The organism is Aquihabitans sp. McL0605 (assembly GCF_049993875.1).
Classification (GTDB): domain Bacteria; phylum Actinomycetota; class Acidimicrobiia; order Acidimicrobiales; family Iamiaceae; genus Aquihabitans.
The window spans coordinates 4,027,909-4,048,872 of record NZ_CP188252.1; the positions used below are offsets into that span (position 1 = coordinate 4,027,909).

The following is a 20,964-nucleotide window of genomic DNA, read 5'->3' on the forward strand; positions in this document are numbered from 1 at the left end:
GGATGTGACGACGGTGGAGCTTCGGACCACCTCCATGGCGGTGGGCGGAGAGGCGGTCGCACGGGAGCCTTCGGGCCGGGTCGTGTTCATCGCCGGAGCCCTTCCCGACGAGACCGTCACCGTCGAGCTGAGCGACGAGAAGAAGTCGTTCGCCCGGGGCTCGGTGGTCGACGTGCTGGAGCCGTCGCCCGATCGGGTCGAGCCGCCGTGCCCCAACGTGGCCCTCGGCTGCGGTGGCTGCGACTGGCAGCACGTCGAGGAGGAGGCCCAGCACCGGCTGCGCCTCGGGATCGTCTCCGACGTGCTCGCTCGGTCCGGCCGCGTCGTCGACCCGCAGGTCCGCTCGGGCACCCGCCTGCCGGCCGCTGCCCTGCGCACCACCGTGCGCGGCATCGCCGACCCGGACGGCCGCTTCGCGTTCCACCGGCGCCGCTCGCACGACCTGTTCGCCATCGACACCTGCCTGGTGGTCCACCCGCTGGTCGACGAGATCATCCAGCGCGGCCGGTTCACCCCGGGCGCCAACATCGTGATCCGCGTCGGGGCCCGCACGGGTGAGCGCATGGTGGTCGTCGGGCCCACGGGCAAGGGGACCCGCGTCCCCGAGGGCGTGGCTGTGGTGGGCGAGGGCGATCTCCGGGGCGGCCACCGCGTGTGGATCCACGAGGAGGCGGCCGGGCGCACGTGGCGGGTCTCGGCCAAGTCGTTCTTCCAGGCCAGCCCCGAGGGCGCCGAGGCCCTGGTGACGGCCGTGAGCGAGCTCATCGACCTCCACGCACCGGACGCCGAGCGCATGGTCGACCTGTGCTCGGGCGTGGGCCTGTTCGCCGGCACGGTCGGCGCCGGGCGCTCGGTCGTCGGCGTCGAGCGCAGTGCGGCCGCGGTGGCCGATGCCCGTCACAACCTCGAGGGCCTCGACGTGCGCCTGGTGAAGGTGGCGATGGCGAAGTGGCGGCCCTCCCCGGCTGACGTGGTGGTGGCCGACCCCGCCCGCAGCGGCCTGGGCGCCGAGGGCGTGGCCGCCGTGACCGGCACCGGCGCCGACCTGTGCGTGCTGGTCAGCTGCGATCCGGCCGCGCTCGGGCGAGACGCAGGGCTCCTGGCCGACGCCGGCTACGAGCACGTCGGGTCCACGGTGGTCGATCTGTTCGGGCACACCAGCCACATCGAGGTGGTCTCGGGGTTCAAGAAGCAGGGTTCGGGTACCGGTCAGCCGTGACCGACCCCCCCGGATCTCCTGAGGAGATCTCATCCGCCGGCGCTGACGGCTCCGTAGAGCCAGATGTGAACGGTGACATCCGTGAGATCAGCGATGCAGCCCTGGTGATGGCGGTCAGCCGCTACCACCAGGATGCGCTCGCGGAGGCGTACCGCCGCCACGCTGGGGCCGTGTTCGGTCTGGCCCGGCGCCTCCTCAACGAGGCGGCCATGGCCGAGGAGATCGTGCAGGAGGTCTTCATCCGCCTGTGGAACGACCCCGACAAGTTCGATCCGGCCCGAGGCTCGCTGCGGTCGTACCTCCTGGCCCAGTGCCACGGCCGCTCGGTCGACCTGCTGCGGTCGGAGACCTCGCGCCGGCGCCGCGAGGAGAACGACCTGCGGCGCACCGCCGAGGGCGGCTACGACCTGGAGCGGGAGGTGTGGGACCTTTCGCTCGCCGACCACGTGCGAGACGCCCTGGCCACGCTGCCCGAAGGGGAGCGGGAGGCCATCCGGCTGGCCTACCTCGGGGGCCACACCTACCGAGAGGTCGCGGTGATGTTGGATGAGCCCGAAGGTACGGTCAAGAGCCGAATCAGGACAGGCTTGAAGCGGCTGCGCAGCGAGTTCGCCGACGCCGGCCTGGGCTTGGGTGAGTGGTCATGAGCGAGTACGAGGACGAGTTCACCGACCTCCTGGGCGCGTACGCCCTCGACGCCGTCGATGACGACGAGCGTGAGGGCATCGAGCGCCACCTGGCCGAGTGCCCGCGCTGCCGGGCCGAGGTGGCCGAGCACCGCGAGGTCGCCGCCCTGCTCTCGCAGTCGGGGGCCCCGGCGCCCGAGGGCATCTGGGACCGCATCGCGTCCGAGCTCTCCCCGCCCGCGCCGCCGATGCGGATGACGATCGCCCCCACCGCCGAGGCCGCGGCTGCCGCTCCCGGGCCCACCGCCGCTCCCGTGCCCGCCGAAGGTACCGAGGCGCCCGTCAGCACCGTGGTCCCCATCGGTGATGCCCCATCCCGTCGCAGCCTGACCACCCGCACCATGGTCGCCATCCTCGGGGTCGCGGCGGCCATCGTGGTGGTCCTCGGCGCCGTCGTGGTGATCCAGAGCCAGCACACCAAGACGCAGACCGTCGAACAGCTCGCCAGCAACGCCACCGCCGACTCCAAGCTCCAGGTCCACCTCGCGGGCGACGGCGGCGAGGCCAAGGCGGTCGTCGGCGACAACGGCAAGGGCTACCTGATCATGGACGGCGTCCCCGCCCCGGCCGACGGCGACGTGTACCAGCTGTGGGGCCAGGTCGACGGCAAGGTGCTGTCGCTCGGCACCTTCGGCCAGACGGCGGTGGTGCCCTTCTCCATCGATCCGGGGCGCATCGGCGGCATCGAGGCGTTCATGGTCACCCAGGAGCAGGCCCCTGGCGTTGCCTCTTCGCAGAACCCGCCTGTCATGGTCGGGACGGTCTGACCGACCCCACGGTCATCGACGCCGGCCCTCCCCCCCCAGGGCGCGGCGACGTCAGGAGCGCCGGGCCCTCGGGCCCGGCGCTTCGCGTACGGTGGCGCCCGATGTCCACCATGCGTGCCTTTCGGATGACCGCATGGGAGCAGCCTCCGATGCTGGTGGAGGTCCCCGTGCCCGTCCCCGGTGCCGGCGAGGTGCTCGTGAAGGTGGCCGCGTGCGGGCTCTGCCACTCCGACATGGCGATGATGGCGATGCCCGGCGCGATCGGCGACGGCTTGGGCTGGTCGATCCCGTTCACCCTCGGCCACGAGACGGCGGGCTGGGTGCACGAGGTGGGCCTGGGCGTCGACGCCGTGGCCGTGGGCGATCCGGTGGCGGTGGCTTCGCCCGCCTCGTGCGGCACGTGCCGCTTCTGCCGGGCCGGCCGGGAGAACTCGTGCCCCAACGGGCTGGTCGGACGGGGCTACGGCCGCGACGGCGGCCTGGCCGAGTACCTGCTGGTCGACGATGTGCGGGGGCTCTTGCCCCTCGGCTCGCTCGATCCGGTCCTCGGTGGCCCGCTCACCGATGCCGGCGCCACCTCGTACCACGCCGTGCGCCGCATCCTGCCGAGGCTGCGCGACGACGGCACGGTCGTGGTGCTCGGGGTCGGTGGCCTCGGCGGTTTCGTGGTCCAGATTCTGCGGGCGGTCTCGGGTGCCCGGATCGTGGCGATCGACCCCGACCCGGCCCGGCGGGCCCTGGCCGAGACCTACGGCGCCGACGTGGCGATCGACGGTGTGGACGAGGGGACCGGCCGCCAGCTGCGCACCGTGCTCGGACCTGACGGGGCCGACGCGGTGGTCGACCTGGTGGGCACCGACGAGACCATCGCCTGCGGGGCGCGGGCGCTCGGCACCGGGGGAGCGCTGGCGCTCGTGGGCGCCGCCGGCGGCACGCTCCGCAAGCCCTGGTACGGGTCGCTGCCCCGCGACGGCGAGGTGTTCACCTTTCAGGGGTCAGACCTGGCCGATGCGCAAGCGGTGATCGACCTGGCCGCCGCGGGCCGCATCGTGGTCGACGTGGTCCCGTTCCCCCTCGAGCGCGTCACCGATGCCTATGAGGCCATGGAAGCCGGCTCCCTCGCCGGCCGCCTCGTCGTCCAACCCTGACGGCCACCACCTCCCGAACCTCGTGTGTATCCGGTCCGCCTGAGCGCGACGAGGCCCGGTCGCGAGGACCGGGCCGCATCGTTTCCGCCTGGTGGTGCGCCCCGGGGGATTCGAACCCCCAACCTGTGGATGAAGACTTCATACTCCGCCGTTGGTCCGCTCAAGCGCGACGAGGCCCGGTCGCGAGGACCGGGCCGCATCGTTTCCGCCTGGTGGTGCGCCCCGGGGGATTCGAACCCCCAACCTGTGGATGAAGACTTCATACTCCGCCGTTGGTCCGCTCAAGCGCGACGAGGCCCGGTCGCGAGGACCGGGCCGCATCGTTTCCGCCTGGTGGTGCGCCCCGGGGGATTCGAACCCCCAACCTGTGGATGAAGACTTCATACTCCGCCGTTGGTCCGCTCAAGCGCGACGAGGCCCGGTCGCGAGGACCGGGCCGCATCGTTTCCGCCTGGTGGTGCGCCCCGGGGGATTCGAACCCCCAACCTGTGGATTAAGAGTCCATTGCTCTGCCGTTGAGCTAGAGGCGCGGAGCGACACTAGCCGACGACCCCCGATCGGATGCCAACCGGATGGGTGCCGAAAACGACGACGGCCGGCCGTCTGCGAGAGACGACCGGCCATCTGACTGGGCTGATCGAGGGGATTCGAACCCCCGACATCCGCGACCACAACGCGGCGCTCTGACCAGCTGAGCTACGACCAGCAAGGGGTGTCACCCTAGCGCGACGCGCCCGGCGGTCTGAATCGTGAATCGGCTCGCACCGGTGCCGAGAGCGCCTCGCCGAGCCCGGTCCGGACGCCGTCGAGTGCCCGTGGGCTGGGTGATCGCCGGGTGGGCTGCCAGTTCAGGCGCGGGGAGCGGACGGGCCAGGAGCGGTCGACGGTCAGCCGCTCGGTCTGTCCGTCGTTGACGCGCTGGGCGACGTCGGTTCGGTGGCGGTGGTCGAGGTCGAGGTGGCCGCGTCCTCTGGGGAGGGGCTTGCGGTTCGCGTGCAGTTCGCCCAGCTGATCTCGTCGATGGGACCGCCGCTGCATCGCACGGTGATGGTCTCCGCACCTCCGAAGGTGCCGTCGCAGGCCTCTGGGTCTGACTGCCCAAGGCAGGTGCCCCATCGGACAAGCCGAACGGGCCCAAGATCGGGCCGGGATCCCAGTGGCCGCCCGTAGGCTGGTGGTGTCCGGTCATCTCCTGCCACGGAGGGTCCGTGGCCCGCCGGACAGATGGATGTGGAGGTCAAGATGACGACCTCGATGTGTCAATGCTGCGGCGAATCCGTGTTCTGGTTCGCTCGGCACAGTGTGTGGCTCCATACCGGATCCCATTCCCGCTACTGCGCCCCGATCGGGTCGGGGGTGGAAGCATCCGTCGGGTCGGATCGGGTGCCGGCATTGCAGCATTGAGCGCGGGTTTCAGGAGTGCGTCGGCCCTGACGGAGCGCGGGAGCTCGTGGTGCGACACCGCGAACGCGGCCTGCCCCAGGGCTCACATCGGGCGTTCGGGACACTCCCCATGAGATCAGATCAGTGGTCGGTGCGGACGCGGTCGTCGGTTCATCGGGCGGATCCAACCTGGCGCCGAGCGTGGTCGACGTCCTTTCGGGATCGGCAGCGAATCACCTTGTCGCCGTGCGCAGCGAGGAAGGCCCGGGTGGTTGCGGTGCTGTTGGCGCCGTCTCGTGCCCGGAGGTCGTCGACGCTTGCGATCGGTCCCCGGCGGTACCCGCGGATCGCTCGGCCCGAGAGTCGGATGAAACCTCGGAGGTCATAGCGGTCAGGGCTCCCAGCCCGGAGGAGGTGGGCCTGGCGCCTGGCCACACCCACGCCCGCGAGCCGGCCGGGAAGGTCGAGCCACACGACGGTGTCGGCGGCATCGAGGAACGGTTGGGTCCACCCTGCGTACACGCCCTCGGCGACCCACCCGTCCTCTGCCGCGAGGGCCTCGGCGGTCGCGCATCTCGAGTCCCATGACACCCGCACCCAGTCCCGGAACGGCGCGTCGGACTCGGGCCCGTCCGGGGGCTCGTAGGCGGCTCGTCGGTCGAGGTCGACCGTCTGCACTTCGAGGTCATCGGCGAGGCGCCGAGCCAACGTCGTCTTCCCCGTACCGGGACCACCGATCACCAGCACCCGGTGCGTCATCGGCGCATGCTGCCACGATCTCGTCTCGTGCCCAGGGAGCGACCGTCGCGTAGATCCCCTGAGACCAGATGCGGTCGGACACGCCTGCGGCCATCGCCGGGGTCGCGTGATTGACGGCGCATCATGCCCTCGAGGTGTCGATCTGCCCCGTCACGGGCCCGGCGTTCGGGGATGCAGTTCGTCACAGGATCGAACGACGGCGGCATGCGCGTCTCATAGGCTGCGCCGGATATGGGGGAGACAGCAGGCCGGGGCCCTGGTGGAAAGCCGCCGACGTCGTCTGTCCCGAGCCAGGTGACCGTCGGAGGGCTGACAACGCCCGGCCGCGAGCAAACGAGGAAGCGCTCCGCCCGACGACGGCGCCGCAGGACAGCGATGCGGTGGGTCTTCGTGATCCTGCTCGTGGCGGGAGTCGGCGCAATCGGAGCATCTGGGTGGAAGCGCCGAACCAACAACGACGAGGACAAGCAGACGGAACACACGAAGACCACGACAACGTCCTGCGAACAGCAGCGATCCACCCTCGATGCCGCCATCGCCCATCACCGGCTCACCGCCACCGAGGCAAACCCAACACAAGCGGAGTTGGTCGCCGGCGGCTATCTCAGCAAACCGACGACCGACGCCAAGGTCCTTGCGACGGCGGTCGATGCTTGGCGTCGCGCTCGACGGCCGACGCCCACCGAGGCCCAGCTGGTGGCTGACCACGACCTCGAAGAACCAGTGGCCGATTGGGACCTCAGCCCGGCGAACCACGAGATCTTCCCAAGCGCCAACGGGCCGTGCCACGTGTTCAACGAGGCCGCGCTCATCGAGCACTACCGACAGCTCTACCAGCAGAGCTCCAACGGCACCTACAGCGGTGATCCCGAAGTCATCGACAGGTTCGTGAAGGCGACCCGCGAGATGTGCAGCCTGCCGCCTGCCGCCTTCGCCGAGAACATCCGTGACTACTCCCAGACGAACCCGGGCCACATCAAGGAGCGTGGGGAGATCACCCACATCCTCTGCCCCTGGCGGCTCCCCGAGTTTCAGAAGGCCGACACCCGCCACTCGTACTTCTGGTGACCAGGGCCCTGCGGGACCGGAAGCTCAGTCGTGGCTGGTCATGGCGCATTCGAGGTACTCGTTGATGAGTCCTTCCAGCGGCTTCGTCGTGCCCCAGACCGTTTGAGGGCACCTGCTTCCGGTGTGTGGCCGACCGCGATCTTCGCTTCGCCCGGCCGGGGAGGCCGGCCCTAGGAGCCGGTTGTACTCCAGTGCCAGGCCTCGCTGGGGAGGTTGTAGAAGCCGAAGCTGGAGGCGTGGCCGGCGAGCCACTGGTAGCAGGCGCTGCTGCGGTACGAGCAGTTGTCGAAGTCGATGGCCAGGCCGATCTCGTGCTGGCTGGTGCCAGGGCGAGCGGTGGGCGGATGGCACGACGAGGCTGACATCTCGTAGATGGCGTAGTAGCTGCTGCCGCAGTGAGCCTGGCGCAGGCGGATCTGGGAGGACGGGTCCCGGTAGCCGCCGCCGCTGAGTCCGACGCCATCGGCCCGGGCGGCGTTGAGCATGGCGCCGAGCTGCGACTGGATGGCGCAGTTGACGGTGATGCCGCCCACGGTGCACAGCGAGATGCCGCCGGTGCCGGTGCCGGAACCGCCGCCGGTGGAGATGGGGGGCAGGGGACCGGTCTCGCTGCCGCTGGGGCCCTGGTTGGTGGTGGCGGCGGTCTGGCGGGCGGCCTGCGCGGCCTGGGCGGCCTGCGCCGCGGCGGCTTCGGCGGCGAGGCGGGCCACCAGGGCGGCCTGCTGCTCGGCGATCTTCTTCGACAGCGCCCGGTCGGTCTTGCCGAGCTCGATGCTGCGGGCGATCTGGGAGTTGACGGTGGCCTGGAGCTTGTTGGCGATCTTCTGCTTCTGCGCCTTGGCGGTGCGGACGGCGTCGGTGCGCTTGGCCTGCTCGGCGCGCTTCTTGACGGCGACCTTGCGGGCGGTCTCGGCCTTCTGGCGCTGGTAGTCGATCTCGCTCAGGGCGCCGTTGAGGCGGTCGGCCACGTCGGCGTCGTCCTGTGAGCGGAGCTCGATGTAGAACTTGCGGCTCGAGGCGGTGACGAAGTCGTTGGTGTCGAGCACGGAGAGCACGTCGTCGCCCACCGGGCTCACGTAGGCCCGCACGGCGCGGCGGCGGATCTCGGCGCGGAGGGTCTTGATCTCGCCCTTGAGCTTGGTGATGGCGGCCTCGGCGTCGGCGACGTCTTGCTCGGCCTGGGCGACCTGCGCCTCGGTGCGGTTGAGCGCCGCCTCCTGGGTCTGCAGGTTCTCGTTGATGACCTGGAGGGCCTGGTCGACCTGGGCCTGGGTGGCCTTGGTGGTGTCGAGCTCAGAGGCCACCTTGGCCTGCTCGGCCCGGACCTGCTCGCGCTCGGCGCGTGGATCGTCCTTCGGCGCCGAGGAGGCGACCTCCGGGGCCACGAGCCCGATCGTCATCGCAACAGCCGCGATTGCCACCGCCAGCGAACGTCGACGCACGAGTAGTTCTCCTCACCAAGGGGTTCTGGGATGCCTCGCACCCGGGTCCGTCATCAAACCGTAACAGATGAAACACTCCCCGCAAACGCGGGCACCGTCCACGGTAGTTCCGCGTCTCACCCGGTTCGTGGCACCCTCCGTTGCGGTGGCATCACGCGTGGCGTCCGCCGGGGCCCCGGATGACGTGCCCGTGCCGACAGCTAGCGTGTCCGCAGTCCCTTCCACGCAATCCCCGCCCCCGAGGAGTGCTCCCGTGACCGATCCCGAGCTGGAGGAGTCGGCCGATGGCCGCACCGCTCGACGTGATCGGAACCGCGACGCGGTGCTCGATGCGGTGCTGGAGCTCTTCGCCGAGGACTCCCTCACACCAGGCCCGGCCGAGGTGGCCGACCGGTCGGGCGTGTCGTTGCGGTCGGTGTACCGGTACTTCGAGGACATGGATGCGCTGGTCCGGGCGGCCATCGCCCGCCACCTCGTGCGCATGGCGCCCCTGTTCGAGCTCGACCACCCCGGCGAGGGCCCGGTCGAGGAGCGCATCGAAGCCATCGTCACCGCCCGACTCCGGCTGTACGAGGCGGCGGCGCCGATGGCCCGCGCCAGCGTGGCCCGAGCCCAGAGCAACCGCATCATCCGCGAACGGCTCGAAGAGACCCGCAAGGTGCTCCAGCGCCAGGTCGAGGACATGTTCGCCCCCGAGCTGGCGGCGCGGCCCAAGGCCGAGCGGGCCCAGGTGGCGGCCTCGCTAGACGTGCTGCTCGAGCTCGAGGCCCTCGAGCACCTCCGGCGCTACCGGGCCCTGCCGGAGCCCGCGGTGCAGGAGATCCTGGTGCGGGCGGTGCGGGCGCTGCTCGGCGTCAGCGCCTGACGAGCCGACGGGGGGCGGCCGGGCCGAGCGCCGGCGGCGGCGGGCCCGGCCTGCACGTGCGATCGCCGAGGCGATCCCCTAAGGTTGTGGCAACCATTTGGACAGAAGATTCCGGCCCGGCGCGGCCAGGGGGTTCCATGAAGGACTACGAAGGCTTCGAAGGCACGATCGAGCGGACGCAGGCCGAATCGACCCCCTGGTGGCCCACGCCGCCGCACCCGGCCGACGGCGCGCCCAACGTGATCGTGATGCTGCTCGACGACACCGGCTTCGCCCAGCTCGGTTGCTACGGGTCCGACATGGACACGCCCAACATCGACCGGCTCGCCGCCGGCGGGCTCCGGTACTCCAACTTCCACGTGACCCCGCTCTGCTCGCCGTCGCGCGCCGCGCTCCTCACCGGGCGCAACCACCACGAGGTGGGCATGCGCTCGCTGGCCAACTTCAGCAGCGGCTACCCCCACATGCGCGGCCACATCTCGAACAACGCCGCCACCGTCGCCGAGGTCCTGCGCGACGAGGGCTACGCCACGTTCGCCCTCGGCAAGTGGCACCTCTGCAGCATGGAGAACGCGTCGGCGGCCGGTCCGTTCGACCAGTGGCCGTGCCAGCGCGGGTTCGACCGCTTCTACGGGTTCATGGAGGGCGAGACCGACCAGTTCAACCCGGCGCTCGTCTACGACAACCACATGGTCGACGCGCCGAAGACGCCCGACGAGGGGTACCACCTCACCGAGGACCTGGTCGACCACGCCATCGGGTTCATCCACGACTCCGTGTCCATCCGGCCCGATCGCCCCTTCTTCGCCTACCTGGCCTTCGGGGCCATGCACGCGCCGCACCAGGCCCCGCAGGAGTACCTCGACAAGTACCGCGGCCGGTACGACCAGGGCTGGGACGTCGCCCGCGAGCAGTGGTTCGCCAAGCAGATCGAGCTGGGCGTCATCCCGGAGGGCACCGAGCTGGCCCCACGGAACGCCGGGGTCGAGCCCTGGGACGAGCTGTCGGACAACGAGCAGAAGCTCGCCGCCCGCCTCCAGGAGGCGTTCGCCGGGTTCCTCGACCACACCGACGCCCAGGTGGGCCGCCTCCTCGACGCCCTCGAGCGGCTCGACCGCCTCGACAACACGATCATCGTGTTCCTGTCCGACAACGGGGCCAGCCAGGAGGGCGGCCGCTTCGGGTCGCTCCACGAGATGAAGTACTTCAACCTGATGGACGAGACGCCCGACGAAGCCGTCGAGCGCCTCGACGACATCGGTGGCCCCCACAGCCACACCAACTACCCGTGGGGCTGGGCCCAGGCCGGCAACACGCCGTTCAAGTGGTACAAGCAGAACACCCACGAGGGCGGGGTCCACGTCCCGATGATCGTGCACTGGCCGGCGGGCATCGCCGACGCCGGCGGCATCCGCCACCAGTTCCACCACGTCAACGACATCGTCCCCACCATCTACGAGGCCATCGGCGTCACGCCGCCCGAGACCTACCGCGGCCTCGAGCAGATGCCGGTCACCGGGACGCCCATGAACGCCACGTTCGCCTCGGCCGACGTGCCCGACCCCAAGACGGTCCAGTACTTCGAGATGAGCGGCCACCGCGGCATCTACGCGGACGGCTGGAAGGCCGTGACCAAGCACACGCCGGGCGTGCCGTTCGAAGACGACGACTGGGAGCTGTACCACCTCGCCGAGGACCGCTCGGAGTGCAAGAACCTCGCCGCCGAGCAGCCCGACAAGGTGGCCGAGCTCGTCGAGCTGTGGTGGGCCGAGGCCGACGAGCACGGCGTGCTGCCGATCGACGACCGCACGATCGAGCTGTTCGGCGCCCGCTTCCGCGACCACTCCCCGCACCCGAAGAGCCGGCACTACACCTACTACCCGCCGATGTCGCCCATGCCGGGCCAGGTGGGCCCGGGGCTGGCGGGCCTCGGCTGGGACCTGCTCGCCACCATCGACCGGCCCGAAGGCGCCGGCGGCGTGATCTATGCCCTGGGCACCGAGAACAGCGGGCTCAGCGCCTTCATCAAGGACGAGCACCTCGTCTTCGACTACAACGCGTTCGACGACCACTCCATCGTGACGTCCTCGGTCCCGGTGCCCACCGGTGCGTCGGTCGTGGGCATCGAGTTCCGGCGGACCGCCGCGGGGGGCCGGGCCGAGCTGGTCATCGACGGCGAGCCCGCCGGGGCCGTCGACATCCCGTTCGTCGCGTTCATGATGTCGAGCATCGGTCCGAGCGTCGGGTACGACCACGGCTCGGCCGTCAGCGCCATGTACCAAGCGCCGTTCGCGTTCGAGGGCACGCTCGAGAAGGTCGACGTGCAGATGTACCGGAGCTTCCAGGAGCTCGAGGACAAGGCGGCCGAGGCCCAGGCCCGGGCGGAGATGTCCCGCCAGTAGGTCAGCGGTCGCGGCGAACGTCCTGGCGGCGAGCGTCGTCGGGCGTCGCGCGTCGGGCCCCGACCCCACCAGCACGCAGCGTGCCGGTATTGCTTTCCCCGCCACGGAGAGTAGGGTCTGGCGACATGGAGGGAACGGCGGCCCTGGGTCGGCGCCACAGGTGGGTGGTCGGGGTGGTGGCGCTGCTGGCGGCCACCATCCCCGTCGCCGTCCACGGTGCCGACGCGGCCGGAGCCGCGCCCACGGGCCCGGCCCACTTCCAGAACGTGCCGATCGCCTCGTGGCGGGTCGATGGCGTCGGCCAGACCGCGCTCGTCGTGGGCACGACGGTCTACGTCGGCGGCTCGTTCGGCACCGCCACCAGTCCCAACGGCTCCACCACCGCCGCACGCGCCAACCTCGCCGCCTTCGACGTCAACACCGGGGCGCTGATCTCGGCGTTCACCGCCAACACCAACGGCGTGGTGCGCAGCCTCGCCACCGCCGGCGGGAAGCTCTTCGTGGGCGGATCGTTCACCTCCGTCAACGGGGTCGCGAAGGGGCGGCTGGCCGCGGTCGACCTGACGACCGGCGCCGTCGACCGCACGTGGACCGCCGACGCGAACTCGAACGTCTACGCGGTCGCGGTGGGCGGCTCGCAGCTCTACGTGGGCGGCTCGTTCAGCACGGTCAACGGCATCACCCGATCGCGGATCGCGGCGGTGGCGCTCCCGTCGGGACTGGTCATGCCCTACGCACCGGTGATGGACAACACGGTGTCGTCGATCGCCACCGACCCCGCCGGCAGCCGGATCTACATCGGCGGCGCGTTCACGACCGTGAGCGGGTTCGCCAGCCCGTGGCTGGCCAAGACCGACCCGATCGGCCAGCTCCTGCCGACCACCTGGGACCAGCTCCAGGGGCCGGCGCTGGCGCTCGACCTGAGCGACGACGGCACCCGCTTGGCTGCGTCGCAGGGCGGGGCCGGCAACCAGGGGTCCTGGTACAACGTCGACACGGGGGCCCGGCTGTGGCGCCAGCGCTGCGACGGCGACGGCCAGGCGATCCGGGTCATCGACGGGACGATGTTCACGGGGTTCCACGAGGCGTGCGAGAGCGACACCACGCAGCGGGTCACCGCCAACTTCACCGTCGACGGCGGCCGCGACCCGGACTTCCGGCCCACCTTCGATCGCTTCTTCGGCGCCTGGGGGATCGACGGCAACGCCGACCACCTCGTGGTGGCCGGCGACTTCACCCTCGTCTCGGGGGTGCCGGTCCAAGGCTTCGCCATCTTCCCGCAGCGGTACGTCCCGCCGCCCCCGGCCGCGCTGTCGGCTGCCGCCGACTGGCACTACCTCGTGACGCCCACGGCGGCCCCCGCCGGGTGGAACCAGCCCGGCTTCGCCGACGGGGGCTGGCCGGTGGGTGCGGCGCAGCTCGGGTTCGGCGACGGCGACGAGGCGACCGTCATCGGGTACGGGCCGAACGCGAACGCCAAGTACACCACCACCTACTTCCGCACCACCTTCGATGCCACGGCCGTGCCCGACACCGCGACGCTCGGGCTGGTGGCCGACGACGGGGCCATCGTCTACGTCAACGGTGCGGAGGTGGCGCGCGACAACCTGCCCGCGGGCGCGGTCACCTACGCGACGCGCGCCACGTTGGGCCGCTCGGGCTCGGACGAGAACGCGACCCGCACGTTCGCCATCCCGCCGAGCGCGATCGTGGCCGGCACCAACACCATCGCCGTGGAGGTCCACCAGGACGCGCCCACCTCGAGCGACCTGAGCTTCTCGGCCTCGCTGACCTCCACCGGCGATCCGAACGCCACCACCACGACCACCACGACCGAGCCGCCGACCACCACCACGACCGCGGCACCCACGACCACCACGACGGACGCGCCGACCACGACGACGACCACGGCCGCGCCGACCACCACGACGACCGTCGCGCCGACCACGACGACGACCACGGTGCCTGCCGGGCCGGCCGTGCTCTACACCGACACCTTCACCGGCGCCGACGCCGCGCCGTGGAGCGGCTGGGGCACCAGCGCGGCATCGGGATCGGCCACGATCGCGTCGAACGCCGGGCGGCTGTCGTACACCGACACCGCCAACGCCTTCGCCCGCGCCCAGCTGACGAACCTGGCGGCGGTGGCCGACTCGTCGGTGACGTTCTCGTACCAGTGGTCGTCGACCGCGGCGGCGGGCTACCTCAACGTGTACGCCCGCGGCTCGGGCGGATGGGCCAACGCCTACCGGCCGCGCGACGGCTACGGCCTGGAGCTCCAGTCGAACTCGTCCACCGTGGTGGTGCGCAAGGTGGCGGCGGGCGTCGTCTCGTCGGTGCGCACCATCACGGGTGCCCAGTCGGTGTCGACGCAGAAGCAGTGGCTGCGCCTGCGGGTCGTCGGCTCCACGATCCAGCTCAAGACCTGGCTCGACGGCCAGGCCGAACCAGCAGCTTGGCGGTCGACCGACACCGACGCGGCCATCACCGCGCCCGGTCAGCTGTACCTGTCGCTGGTGCGGAGCTCGACCAACGTCGGCGCCAAGGGCGTGACCATCGATGACCTCGTGGTGAGCGACGGCTCGTGAGGGTGCACCGGCGGCACCTTCGCAGGAGGGTGGCGGTCGGGGCAGCAGCGCTGGTGGGAGCGCTGCTGCCCCTCGCCGCACCGCGGGCCGAGGCATCCGACGTGCCCCCCTCGTACGTGACCACCCCGCTCTCGTCGTGGCGGGCCGATGGTGAGGGGCTGGCCACGATCGTGGTCGGCACCACGGCCTACGTGGGCGGCACCTTCGGCACCGTCCGCAGCCCGAACGGGGCCACCATCGTCGCCCGCACGAACCTGGCTGCGTTCGACGTCCGCACCGGCGCGCTGATCGCCGGGTTCCAGGCCAACGCCAACGGCGCCGTCCGGAGCCTCGCCTATGCGGGCGGCCGGCTCTACGTCGGCGGCTCGTTCACGTCGGTGAACGGCGTGGCGCGCTCGCGCCTGGCCGCGGTCGATGCCACCACCGGCGCCGTCGTGACCAGCTGGTCGGCCGACGCCAACTCCAACGTGTACGCCATGGCCGCCGGAGGCACCAGCCTCTACGTCGGCGGGTCGTTCAGCTCCGTGCGCTCGGTGGGGCGGTCACGGGTGGCGGCCGTGACACTGGCGACCGGTGCGCTGACGGCCTACGCCCCCGTCCTCGACAACGCCGTGGCCGCGCTGGCCACCGATCCCACCGGGACCGATGTGTACATCGGCGGTCCGTTCACGATGGTCAGCGGCCTGCGCGCCCCATGGCTGGCCCGCACCGATTGGACCGGCCGGCTGCGGGCGACGACGTGGGCCTCGCTCCAGGGCCCGGCGCTCGGCCTCGACCTCAACGACGACGGGACGCGCCTGGCCGTCTCGCAGGGCGGCGTCGGCAACGCGGGCACCTGGTACGACACCGCGAACGGCACCCGCTACTGGCGCCAGCACTGCGACGGTGACGGCCAGGCCATCCACATCGTCGACGGCACCGTGTACAGCGGGTTCCACGAGGCCTGCGAGGGCGACAGCACCCAGCGGCTCACCGGCAACCGCACCTCCACCGGCGTGCGCAACCCATCGTTCGAGCCGACGTTCGACAAGTTCTGGGGCGTGCGGAGCATCGCCGGCGACGCGTCGCACCTCGTGGTGGCGGGCGACTTCACGTCCATCTCCGGCGTGGCCGCTCAGGGGTTCGTGATCTTCCGCGGCACCGGTGTCGCCGTCCCGCCGACGGGCACCACGACCACCACGACCGCGCCGCCGACCACGACGACCACCACGGCGCCACCGACCACGACCACGACGACCACCACCACCACGACCCAGCCGCCGCCGGCGGGGACGACCCTCTACACCGACGCGTTCACCGGCGCGAACGGCACGGCGTGGCCGCGCTGGGCGGTGGGCGCCGCCTCTGGCTCCGCCACCATCCAGGCCAACGCCGGCGCCCTCGCCGCCACCGACGCGGCCAACGCGTACGCGCGGGCGCAGCTCACCGGCCTGGCGGCGCGCGCCGACACCTCGGTGCTGCTGTCGTACCGGTGGTCCAGCACCAGCGCCGTCGCCTACTTCAACGTGTACGCCCGCGGGTCGGGCGGCTGGCTCAACGCCTACCGGCCGCGCAACGGCTACGGCCTGGAGCTGGCGTCGAACTCGTCGACGGTGACGGTGCGCAAGGTGGTCGACGGCACCCTGACGACCCTGCGCAGCGCGGCCGGCGGGCAGGCCGTGTCGACCCAGAAGCAGTGGCTGCGGCTCCGGGTGGTGGGCACGACCATCCAGTTCAAGACCTGGCTGGACGGTCAGGCCGAGCCGGCGCCATGGCGCTCGACCGACACCGACGCAGCGGTGGCCGCGGCGGGCCAGCTCCACCTCTCGGTGGTGCGCGGCGGCGCCAACGTGGGCGCCAAGACCGTGACCGTCGACGACCTGACGGTGACCTCCAGCTGAACGGTCAGTCGGCCACCGCTGCCGACTCGGCGTGGGGTGCGCTGTCGAACGTGAGGCTCTCGGTCACGTCGCCCATCTTCGACGACAGCAGGTCGAGGACGTAGTTCTGGCGGAGCACCCACGGCGCCCGCGAGCCCTGCATCGGCATGACGTCCTTGCCGCGCTGCACGTAGCCCGACGACAGGTCGAGGATCGGCCGGGGCTCGATGAGGTCGTGCACGGTGGGGGTGGCCGAGCGGTAGCCGTGCTCGTCGAGGTGGTTGATGACGTTGCACACGTCCTGCGAGCTGATGTCGGCCCGCAGGGTCCACGACGCGTTCGTGTAGCCCACGCACATGGCGAGGTTGGGCACGTCGCTGAGCATGAAGCCCTTGTAGACGTAGGTGTCGCCCGGCTTCACCTCGGTGCCGTCGACGTGGATCTCCATCCCGCCGCACGCCTCGAGCTTGAGGCCGGTGGCGGTCACGATGATGTCGGCATCGAGGTGGCGGCCCGACTGGAGGTCGATCCCGGTGGAGGTGAACCGCTCGATCTGGTCGGTCACGATGTCGGCGCGGCCATCCTTGATGGCGGCGAACAGGTCGCCGTCGGGGACGAGGCAGAGGCGCTGGTCCCACGGGCCGTACGACGGGTTGAAGTTGGGATCGAGGTCGTACCCGACCGGCAGCTGCTTGGCCGCCATGGCGCCGATCATGCGCTTCGCGGCCTTCGGGCGCCGCTGGCAGAACTGGTAGAAGGCGGTGGTGACCAACACGTTCTTCCACCGGATGATGCGGTGGGCGAGGTGGGCCGGCAGCACCCGGCGCAGGAGGCCGGCCAGCGCGTCCTTGGCGGGAAGCGAGGTGATGTAGGTGGGGGAGCGCTGCAGCATGGTGACGTGGGCGGCGGTGTCGGCCATCGACGGAACCAGCGTGACGGCGGTGGCGCCGCTGCCGATGATCACCACCTGCTTGCCGTCGTAGTCGAGGTCGTCGGGCCAGTGCTGGGGGTGGACGACCTCGCCCTCGAAGTCCTGGCGGCCGGGGAACGTGGGCTCGTAGCCGCCGGCGTAGCTGTAGTAGCCGCTGCACATGTAGAGGAAGTTGCAGGTGTAGCGGGCGGGCTCGGCCTGCTCGCCGATCGTGGCGTCGACGGTCCACCGTGCCTCGGTGGAGCTCCACGACGCCCGCACCACCCGGTGCTCGTAGCGGATCTTCTTGTCGATCCCGTACTCGGTGGCGGTGTCTCGGAGGTAGGTCCAGATCGAGGCCCCGTCGGCGATCGACTTCTCCTCGGTCCACGGCCGGAACGGGTAGCCGAGGGTGAACATGTCGGAGTCGGAGCGGACGCCCGGGTACCGGAACAGGTCCCACGTGCCGCCGAGCGACGAGCGCCCCTCGAGGATCGCGTACGTCTTGGTGGGGCACATCGTCTGGAGGCGGTACCCGGCGCCGATGCCGGAGAGGCCGGCGCCGACGATCAGCACGTCGAGGTGCTCGACCTCGGCGGTGGGTCCGGCGGGGGCCTCGGCGAGGTCGGTCATGGGCCGATGCTACCGACGCCCTGCCGGCTGCCACGGGCCGGTGACGGCGGGCACAGCGGCGGCGAGGTCACGCGGATCAGCGGTCAGGCGGCCGAGCTGAGCTTGTCGTTCAGGGTGCCGTGGTCGCCGAACAGGTCGGAGCGCCACCGCTCGACGAGCTCGGTGGTGTCGTGGTCGTCGGGGTGGAAGTCGGCGCGGTTGTAGTCGCGCAGGCGGTGCCACAGGTCCTTGCTGACGAAGGGGGAGCGCTTGACCCGGCCGAGGCTGCGCCAGAGCTTGCCGCGGCGGTAGGTGGTCCGGTCGCCGAGGAGCGAGATGATGACCTGGACGACCATGCCGGTGATGAACCCGAACGTGAGCAGGTTCATCGTGAAGGTGCGCATGCGCTCGCTCCCGCCGACGGCCTTGTAGACGTCGAACGCCACCGCCTTGTGCTCCGACTCCTCGAGGGCGTGCCAGAGGAACAGGTCCTTGACGGCCTGGTTGCCGATCATGTCGCGCGCCTCGGGCTGGGTGAGGATGACCTCGGCGAGCGTGGCGGTGAAGTGCTCGAGCGCGGCGGTGGCGGCCAGGTTGGACGAGGCGGGCATGAACCGCTCTCGCACCTGGAGGCCCTTCTTGGTGAAGCGCTCGAAGGCCTTCACCGGGTACCCGAGCGTGTCGAGGTGGTCGTTGAACGCCCGGTGCTCGCGCCCGTGGACGGCTTCTTGGCCGATGAACCCGGTGACCTGCCGCTTGAGGTCCGGATCGGTGACCCGGTCGCGGTAGGTGCGGACGGAACGGACGAAGAAGTCCTCGCCGTCGGGGAAGACCGCCGACAGCGACGCCATGATGTGGCTCGACACCAGGTCGCCGTTGCGGGCGAAGTGCTTCGGCACCGTCTGCAGCGACTCCTCGAACGAGATGCGGCGGGTGGGCACCGTGCGGGTGGCGGCGCTCGTCTGCGGGGTGGTCATCGGAGGCTCCAGGGACGGGATGTCGTCATCAAATGATGTCACATTCACCCGGTCGCCCGAAACCCCCAGAACCCACGGGGGTGCCCAGGTGCCTCGCCCGTACGATCGGCGCATGATCACGCCCGATGACAAGGACTGGACCTGGGTGCTCGAGCGGCGCTGCGAAGAGTGCGGGTTCGACGGTTCGGCCGTTGCCGCCCCCGACGTGGCCGGCCTCCTGCGGGCCAACGCCCAGGCGTGGAGCCACCTGTTCGACGACGGCCTGATCGTGGCCGGCCGGACCGATCCCACGCGGTGGTCGAACCTCGAGTACGCCTGCCACGTCCGTGACGTGTTCCAGCGGTTCGACGCCCGCATGGACCTGATGCTCACCGAGGACGACCCGGCGTTCCCCAACTGGGACCAGGACGCCACCGCCGTCGACGACCGCTACGACGAGCAGGACCCGGCTCGGGTGGTCGAGGACCTGCTCATCGCCGCCGACCGGATCGCGGCGCGCCTCGACGGCATCTCCGGTGCGCAGTGGGATCGGCCGGGCCGCCGGTCGAACGGGTCGGTGTTCACGCTCGACACGCTGAGCCGCTACCTCGCCCACGACCCGATCCACCACCTCTGGGACGTCGAGCACGCCGGTCGCAGTTGACGGTCAGCCTCGCTGGATCTTGTCGATGGCGCGGCGGTCGCGCTTGGTGGGGCGGCCGGTGCCCGGGTCCCTCGTGAGCGGTGGCGCCACCAGCTCGCGAGGCGGCGGGGGAGGGCTGTGGTCGACGACGGCGTCGGCAGCGGCGGCTGCGCCCACCCGCTTCTCCAGGAGCTGGACCACCTCGAGGTCCCGGTCGCGCTGCGCCACCCGAGCGGTCACCCGATCACCCACGTGCACCTTGGTGGCCGCCTTGGCGGGCGATCCGTTCACGGCCACGTGCCCACCGCTGCACGCCGTCGACGCCGCGGAGCGCGTCTTGTAGAGCCGTACCGCCCACAGCCACCGATCGACCCGAACGCCGTCCACCCCCGCATCGTGCCACGGCCCCCGGCGAACTTCGTGTGGATCTGGTCCACCAGCGCCCGGATCCCTGCGACGTCGGGTGGTCGGCGGCAGTCCGGGGGCGGGTGCCGCCTGATGGGGTGGGGTCAGCCGGCTTCGATCGCCGGGGCGAGGGCCTCGACGACCGGGGCGGGCTCGTCGGCAGGACGAGTGCCGCGCGGCCACCAGCCCATGCGGCCGCCGATGACGTACACGGTGCCGGCCACGAGCACCGCCAGGAGCCCGGCGCCCACCGCGCCGGTGGGCGCTCCGAGCAGCTTGAGCGCCGAGGCCGTGAGGACCAGGACCATCACGGGCCGGATGAGCCGGTCGGGTGCTCCCGCCGACATGCGGGCACCGATGTAGACGCCGGGCAGGGCGCCGACGAGAAGCGAGGTGGTGAGCCCGAACTGGAAGTCGCCGAACAGGATGTGGGCCACCGACGCGGCGCCGACGAGCGGGATGGCCTGGACCAGGTCGGTGCCGACGAGCTGCGACGCCCGCAGCGACGGGTAGACCAGCAGCAGCAGGACCACCATCAGCGAGCCCGACCCCACCGAGGTCATGCCGACCACGACGCCGCCCAGCACGCCGATGGCCACGGTGAGCGCCGGGCGGATGGTGATGTCGTCCAGGGAGACGACGGCGGTGGTGCCCCTCCGGTGCTGGACGACGGCCTTGATCACGATGGTGGACGCGGCGAGGAGCAGCGCCACCCCGAGGAGCACCTTGATGGTGTTCTGCAGGTCCTCGCCCCCGCCGAGCGACTTGAGGAGGAGCACCCCGGCGAACGCCGCCGGCACCGAGCCCAGCACCAGCCAGCGCACGAGCCGGAGGTCGACCGTGCCCCGGCGGAGGTGGACGCTCGCGCCGACGGGCTTCATGACGAACGAGGCCACGAGGTCGCTGGAGACGGCGGTCAACGGATCGACCTTGAACACCAGGACCAGGATCGGCGTCATCAGCGCGCCGCCACCCATGCCGGTCAGGCCGACGGCGAAGCCGACGACGAGGCCGGCAAGGACGATGGGAAGGTCGATCTGCATGGTTCCAACGAGGCCGCCGCAGCAGCGCCCACAAAGACTACTGTATTGATAGATAATACAGGCAAGCGCGGGTGACAATGCCGTTGCCGGGGTGGGCCGCTCCACCCCCGGGACCTGGCTGCGGACACATGTCACCCCGTGCCGATCTGATCGGTCGACGGGGCCGCGGGTACCTTCGACGGCTTCCGCACCACCGGCCGAACGTCCGC

Annotated in this window: 16 protein-coding genes and 2 tRNA genes; 10 read left to right on the forward strand and 8 right to left on the reverse strand. The window is 71.1% G+C overall.

Features of this window, described 5'->3' with window-relative positions:
- Nucleotides 1–13 precede the first annotated feature (13 nt).
- The 4 genes from ACPPVX_RS18645 (at nucleotide 14) to ACPPVX_RS18660 (ending at nucleotide 3,820) form a co-directional block, all read left to right on the forward strand.
- The gene (locus ACPPVX_RS18645; RefSeq protein WP_426572083.1) at nucleotides 14–1,219 is read left to right on the forward strand and encodes a class I SAM-dependent RNA methyltransferase; all 1,206 of its coding nucleotides are present in this window, start codon (nucleotides 14–16) and stop codon (nucleotides 1,217–1,219) included.
- Nucleotides 1,220–1,284: 65 nt separating this feature from the next.
- Nucleotides 1,285–1,866, forward strand: a complete 582-nt coding sequence (locus ACPPVX_RS18650) for an RNA polymerase sigma factor (RefSeq protein ID WP_426572084.1) — start codon at nucleotides 1,285–1,287, stop codon at nucleotides 1,864–1,866.
- Complete coding sequence (locus tag ACPPVX_RS18655) at nucleotides 1,863–2,672, forward strand: anti-sigma factor (RefSeq protein WP_426572085.1); 810 nt, start codon at nucleotides 1,863–1,865, stop codon at nucleotides 2,670–2,672. Before ACPPVX_RS18650 ends, ACPPVX_RS18655 begins: the two co-directional genes overlap by 4 nt.
- Before the next feature lie 101 nt (nucleotides 2,673–2,773).
- A complete protein-coding gene (locus ACPPVX_RS18660; protein ID WP_426572086.1) occupies nucleotides 2,774–3,820 on the forward strand; it encodes an alcohol dehydrogenase catalytic domain-containing protein in 1,047 nt (348 codons plus the stop codon).
- A 455-nt stretch (nucleotides 3,821–4,275) separates the two neighbouring features.
- Here ACPPVX_RS18660 and ACPPVX_RS18665 read toward each other — a convergent pair.
- The 3 genes from ACPPVX_RS18665 to ACPPVX_RS18675 form a co-directional block, all read right to left on the reverse strand.
- Nucleotides 4,276–4,350 (reverse strand) — tRNA-Lys (locus ACPPVX_RS18665).
- 99 nt (nucleotides 4,351–4,449) lie between these two features.
- Nucleotides 4,450–4,526: transfer RNA gene (locus ACPPVX_RS18670), tRNA-His, on the reverse strand.
- A gap of 848 nt (nucleotides 4,527–5,374) precedes the next feature.
- Nucleotides 5,375–5,962, reverse strand: a complete 588-nt coding sequence (locus tag ACPPVX_RS18675) for an AAA family ATPase (protein ID WP_426572087.1) — start codon at nucleotides 5,960–5,962, stop codon at nucleotides 5,375–5,377.
- A 390-nt stretch (nucleotides 5,963–6,352) separates the two neighbouring features.
- Between ACPPVX_RS18675 and ACPPVX_RS18680 the strand changes: the two genes are divergently transcribed.
- Nucleotides 6,353–7,030 (forward strand): hypothetical protein, encoded by a 678-nt coding sequence (locus ACPPVX_RS18680; protein WP_426572088.1) that lies wholly within the window; start codon nucleotides 6,353–6,355, stop codon nucleotides 7,028–7,030.
- A 170-nt stretch (nucleotides 7,031–7,200) separates the two neighbouring features.
- Here ACPPVX_RS18680 and ACPPVX_RS18685 read toward each other — a convergent pair whose 3' ends face one another.
- A complete protein-coding gene (locus ACPPVX_RS18685; protein ID WP_426572089.1) occupies nucleotides 7,201–8,430 on the reverse strand; it encodes a D-alanyl-D-alanine carboxypeptidase family protein in 1,230 nt (409 codons plus the stop codon).
- A gap of 295 nt (nucleotides 8,431–8,725) precedes the next feature.
- Here ACPPVX_RS18685 and ACPPVX_RS18690 point away from each other — a divergent pair, with 295 nt between their 5' ends.
- From ACPPVX_RS18690 to ACPPVX_RS18705, 4 genes are all read left to right on the forward strand, one after another.
- Nucleotides 8,726–9,337, forward strand: coding sequence for a TetR/AcrR family transcriptional regulator (locus tag ACPPVX_RS18690; RefSeq protein ID WP_426572090.1), 612 nt, complete (start codon nucleotides 8,726–8,728; stop codon nucleotides 9,335–9,337).
- A gap of 137 nt (nucleotides 9,338–9,474) precedes the next feature.
- A complete protein-coding gene (locus ACPPVX_RS18695) occupies nucleotides 9,475–11,739 on the forward strand; it encodes an arylsulfatase (RefSeq protein ID WP_426572091.1) in 2,265 nt (754 codons plus the stop codon).
- Between the two features lie 125 nt (nucleotides 11,740–11,864).
- On the forward strand, nucleotides 11,865–14,327 hold the full coding sequence (locus ACPPVX_RS18700) for a hypothetical protein (protein ID WP_426572092.1): 2,463 nt from the start codon (nucleotides 11,865–11,867) through the stop codon (nucleotides 14,325–14,327).
- Nucleotides 14,328–14,380: 53 nt separating this feature from the next.
- Nucleotides 14,381–16,207 carry a YncE family protein gene (locus tag ACPPVX_RS18705; protein WP_426572093.1) on the forward strand — a complete coding sequence of 609 codons (1,827 nt, stop codon included), beginning with the start codon at nucleotides 14,381–14,383 and terminating at the stop codon, nucleotides 16,205–16,207.
- A 4-nt stretch (nucleotides 16,208–16,211) separates the two neighbouring features.
- On the opposite strand, the gene ACPPVX_RS18710 is transcribed toward ACPPVX_RS18705, so the two are convergent.
- Nucleotides 16,212–17,729, reverse strand: a complete 1,518-nt coding sequence (locus ACPPVX_RS18710; protein ID WP_426572094.1) for a flavin-containing monooxygenase — start codon at nucleotides 17,727–17,729, stop codon at nucleotides 16,212–16,214.
- Between the two features lie 83 nt (nucleotides 17,730–17,812).
- Nucleotides 17,813–18,685, reverse strand: coding sequence for a metal-dependent hydrolase (locus tag ACPPVX_RS18715; RefSeq protein ID WP_426572095.1), 873 nt, complete (start codon nucleotides 18,683–18,685; stop codon nucleotides 17,813–17,815).
- Nucleotides 18,686–18,797: 112 nt separating this feature from the next.
- On the opposite strand from ACPPVX_RS18715, the gene ACPPVX_RS18720 reads away from it, so the two are divergent.
- Nucleotides 18,798–19,328, forward strand: a complete 531-nt coding sequence (locus ACPPVX_RS18720; protein WP_426572096.1) for a DinB family protein — start codon at nucleotides 18,798–18,800, stop codon at nucleotides 19,326–19,328.
- A 3-nt stretch (nucleotides 19,329–19,331) separates the two neighbouring features.
- Here the strand turns inward: ACPPVX_RS18720 and ACPPVX_RS18725 are convergent, their stop codons facing one another.
- Nucleotides 19,332–19,694, reverse strand: coding sequence for an RNA-binding S4 domain-containing protein (locus ACPPVX_RS18725; protein ID WP_426572097.1), 363 nt, complete (start codon nucleotides 19,692–19,694; stop codon nucleotides 19,332–19,334).
- 122 nt (nucleotides 19,695–19,816) lie between these two features.
- Entirely contained in the window at nucleotides 19,817–20,755 is a 939-nt protein-coding gene (locus tag ACPPVX_RS18730; protein WP_426572098.1) for a sulfite exporter TauE/SafE family protein, read from the reverse strand.
- Nucleotides 20,756–20,964 lie beyond the last annotated feature (209 nt).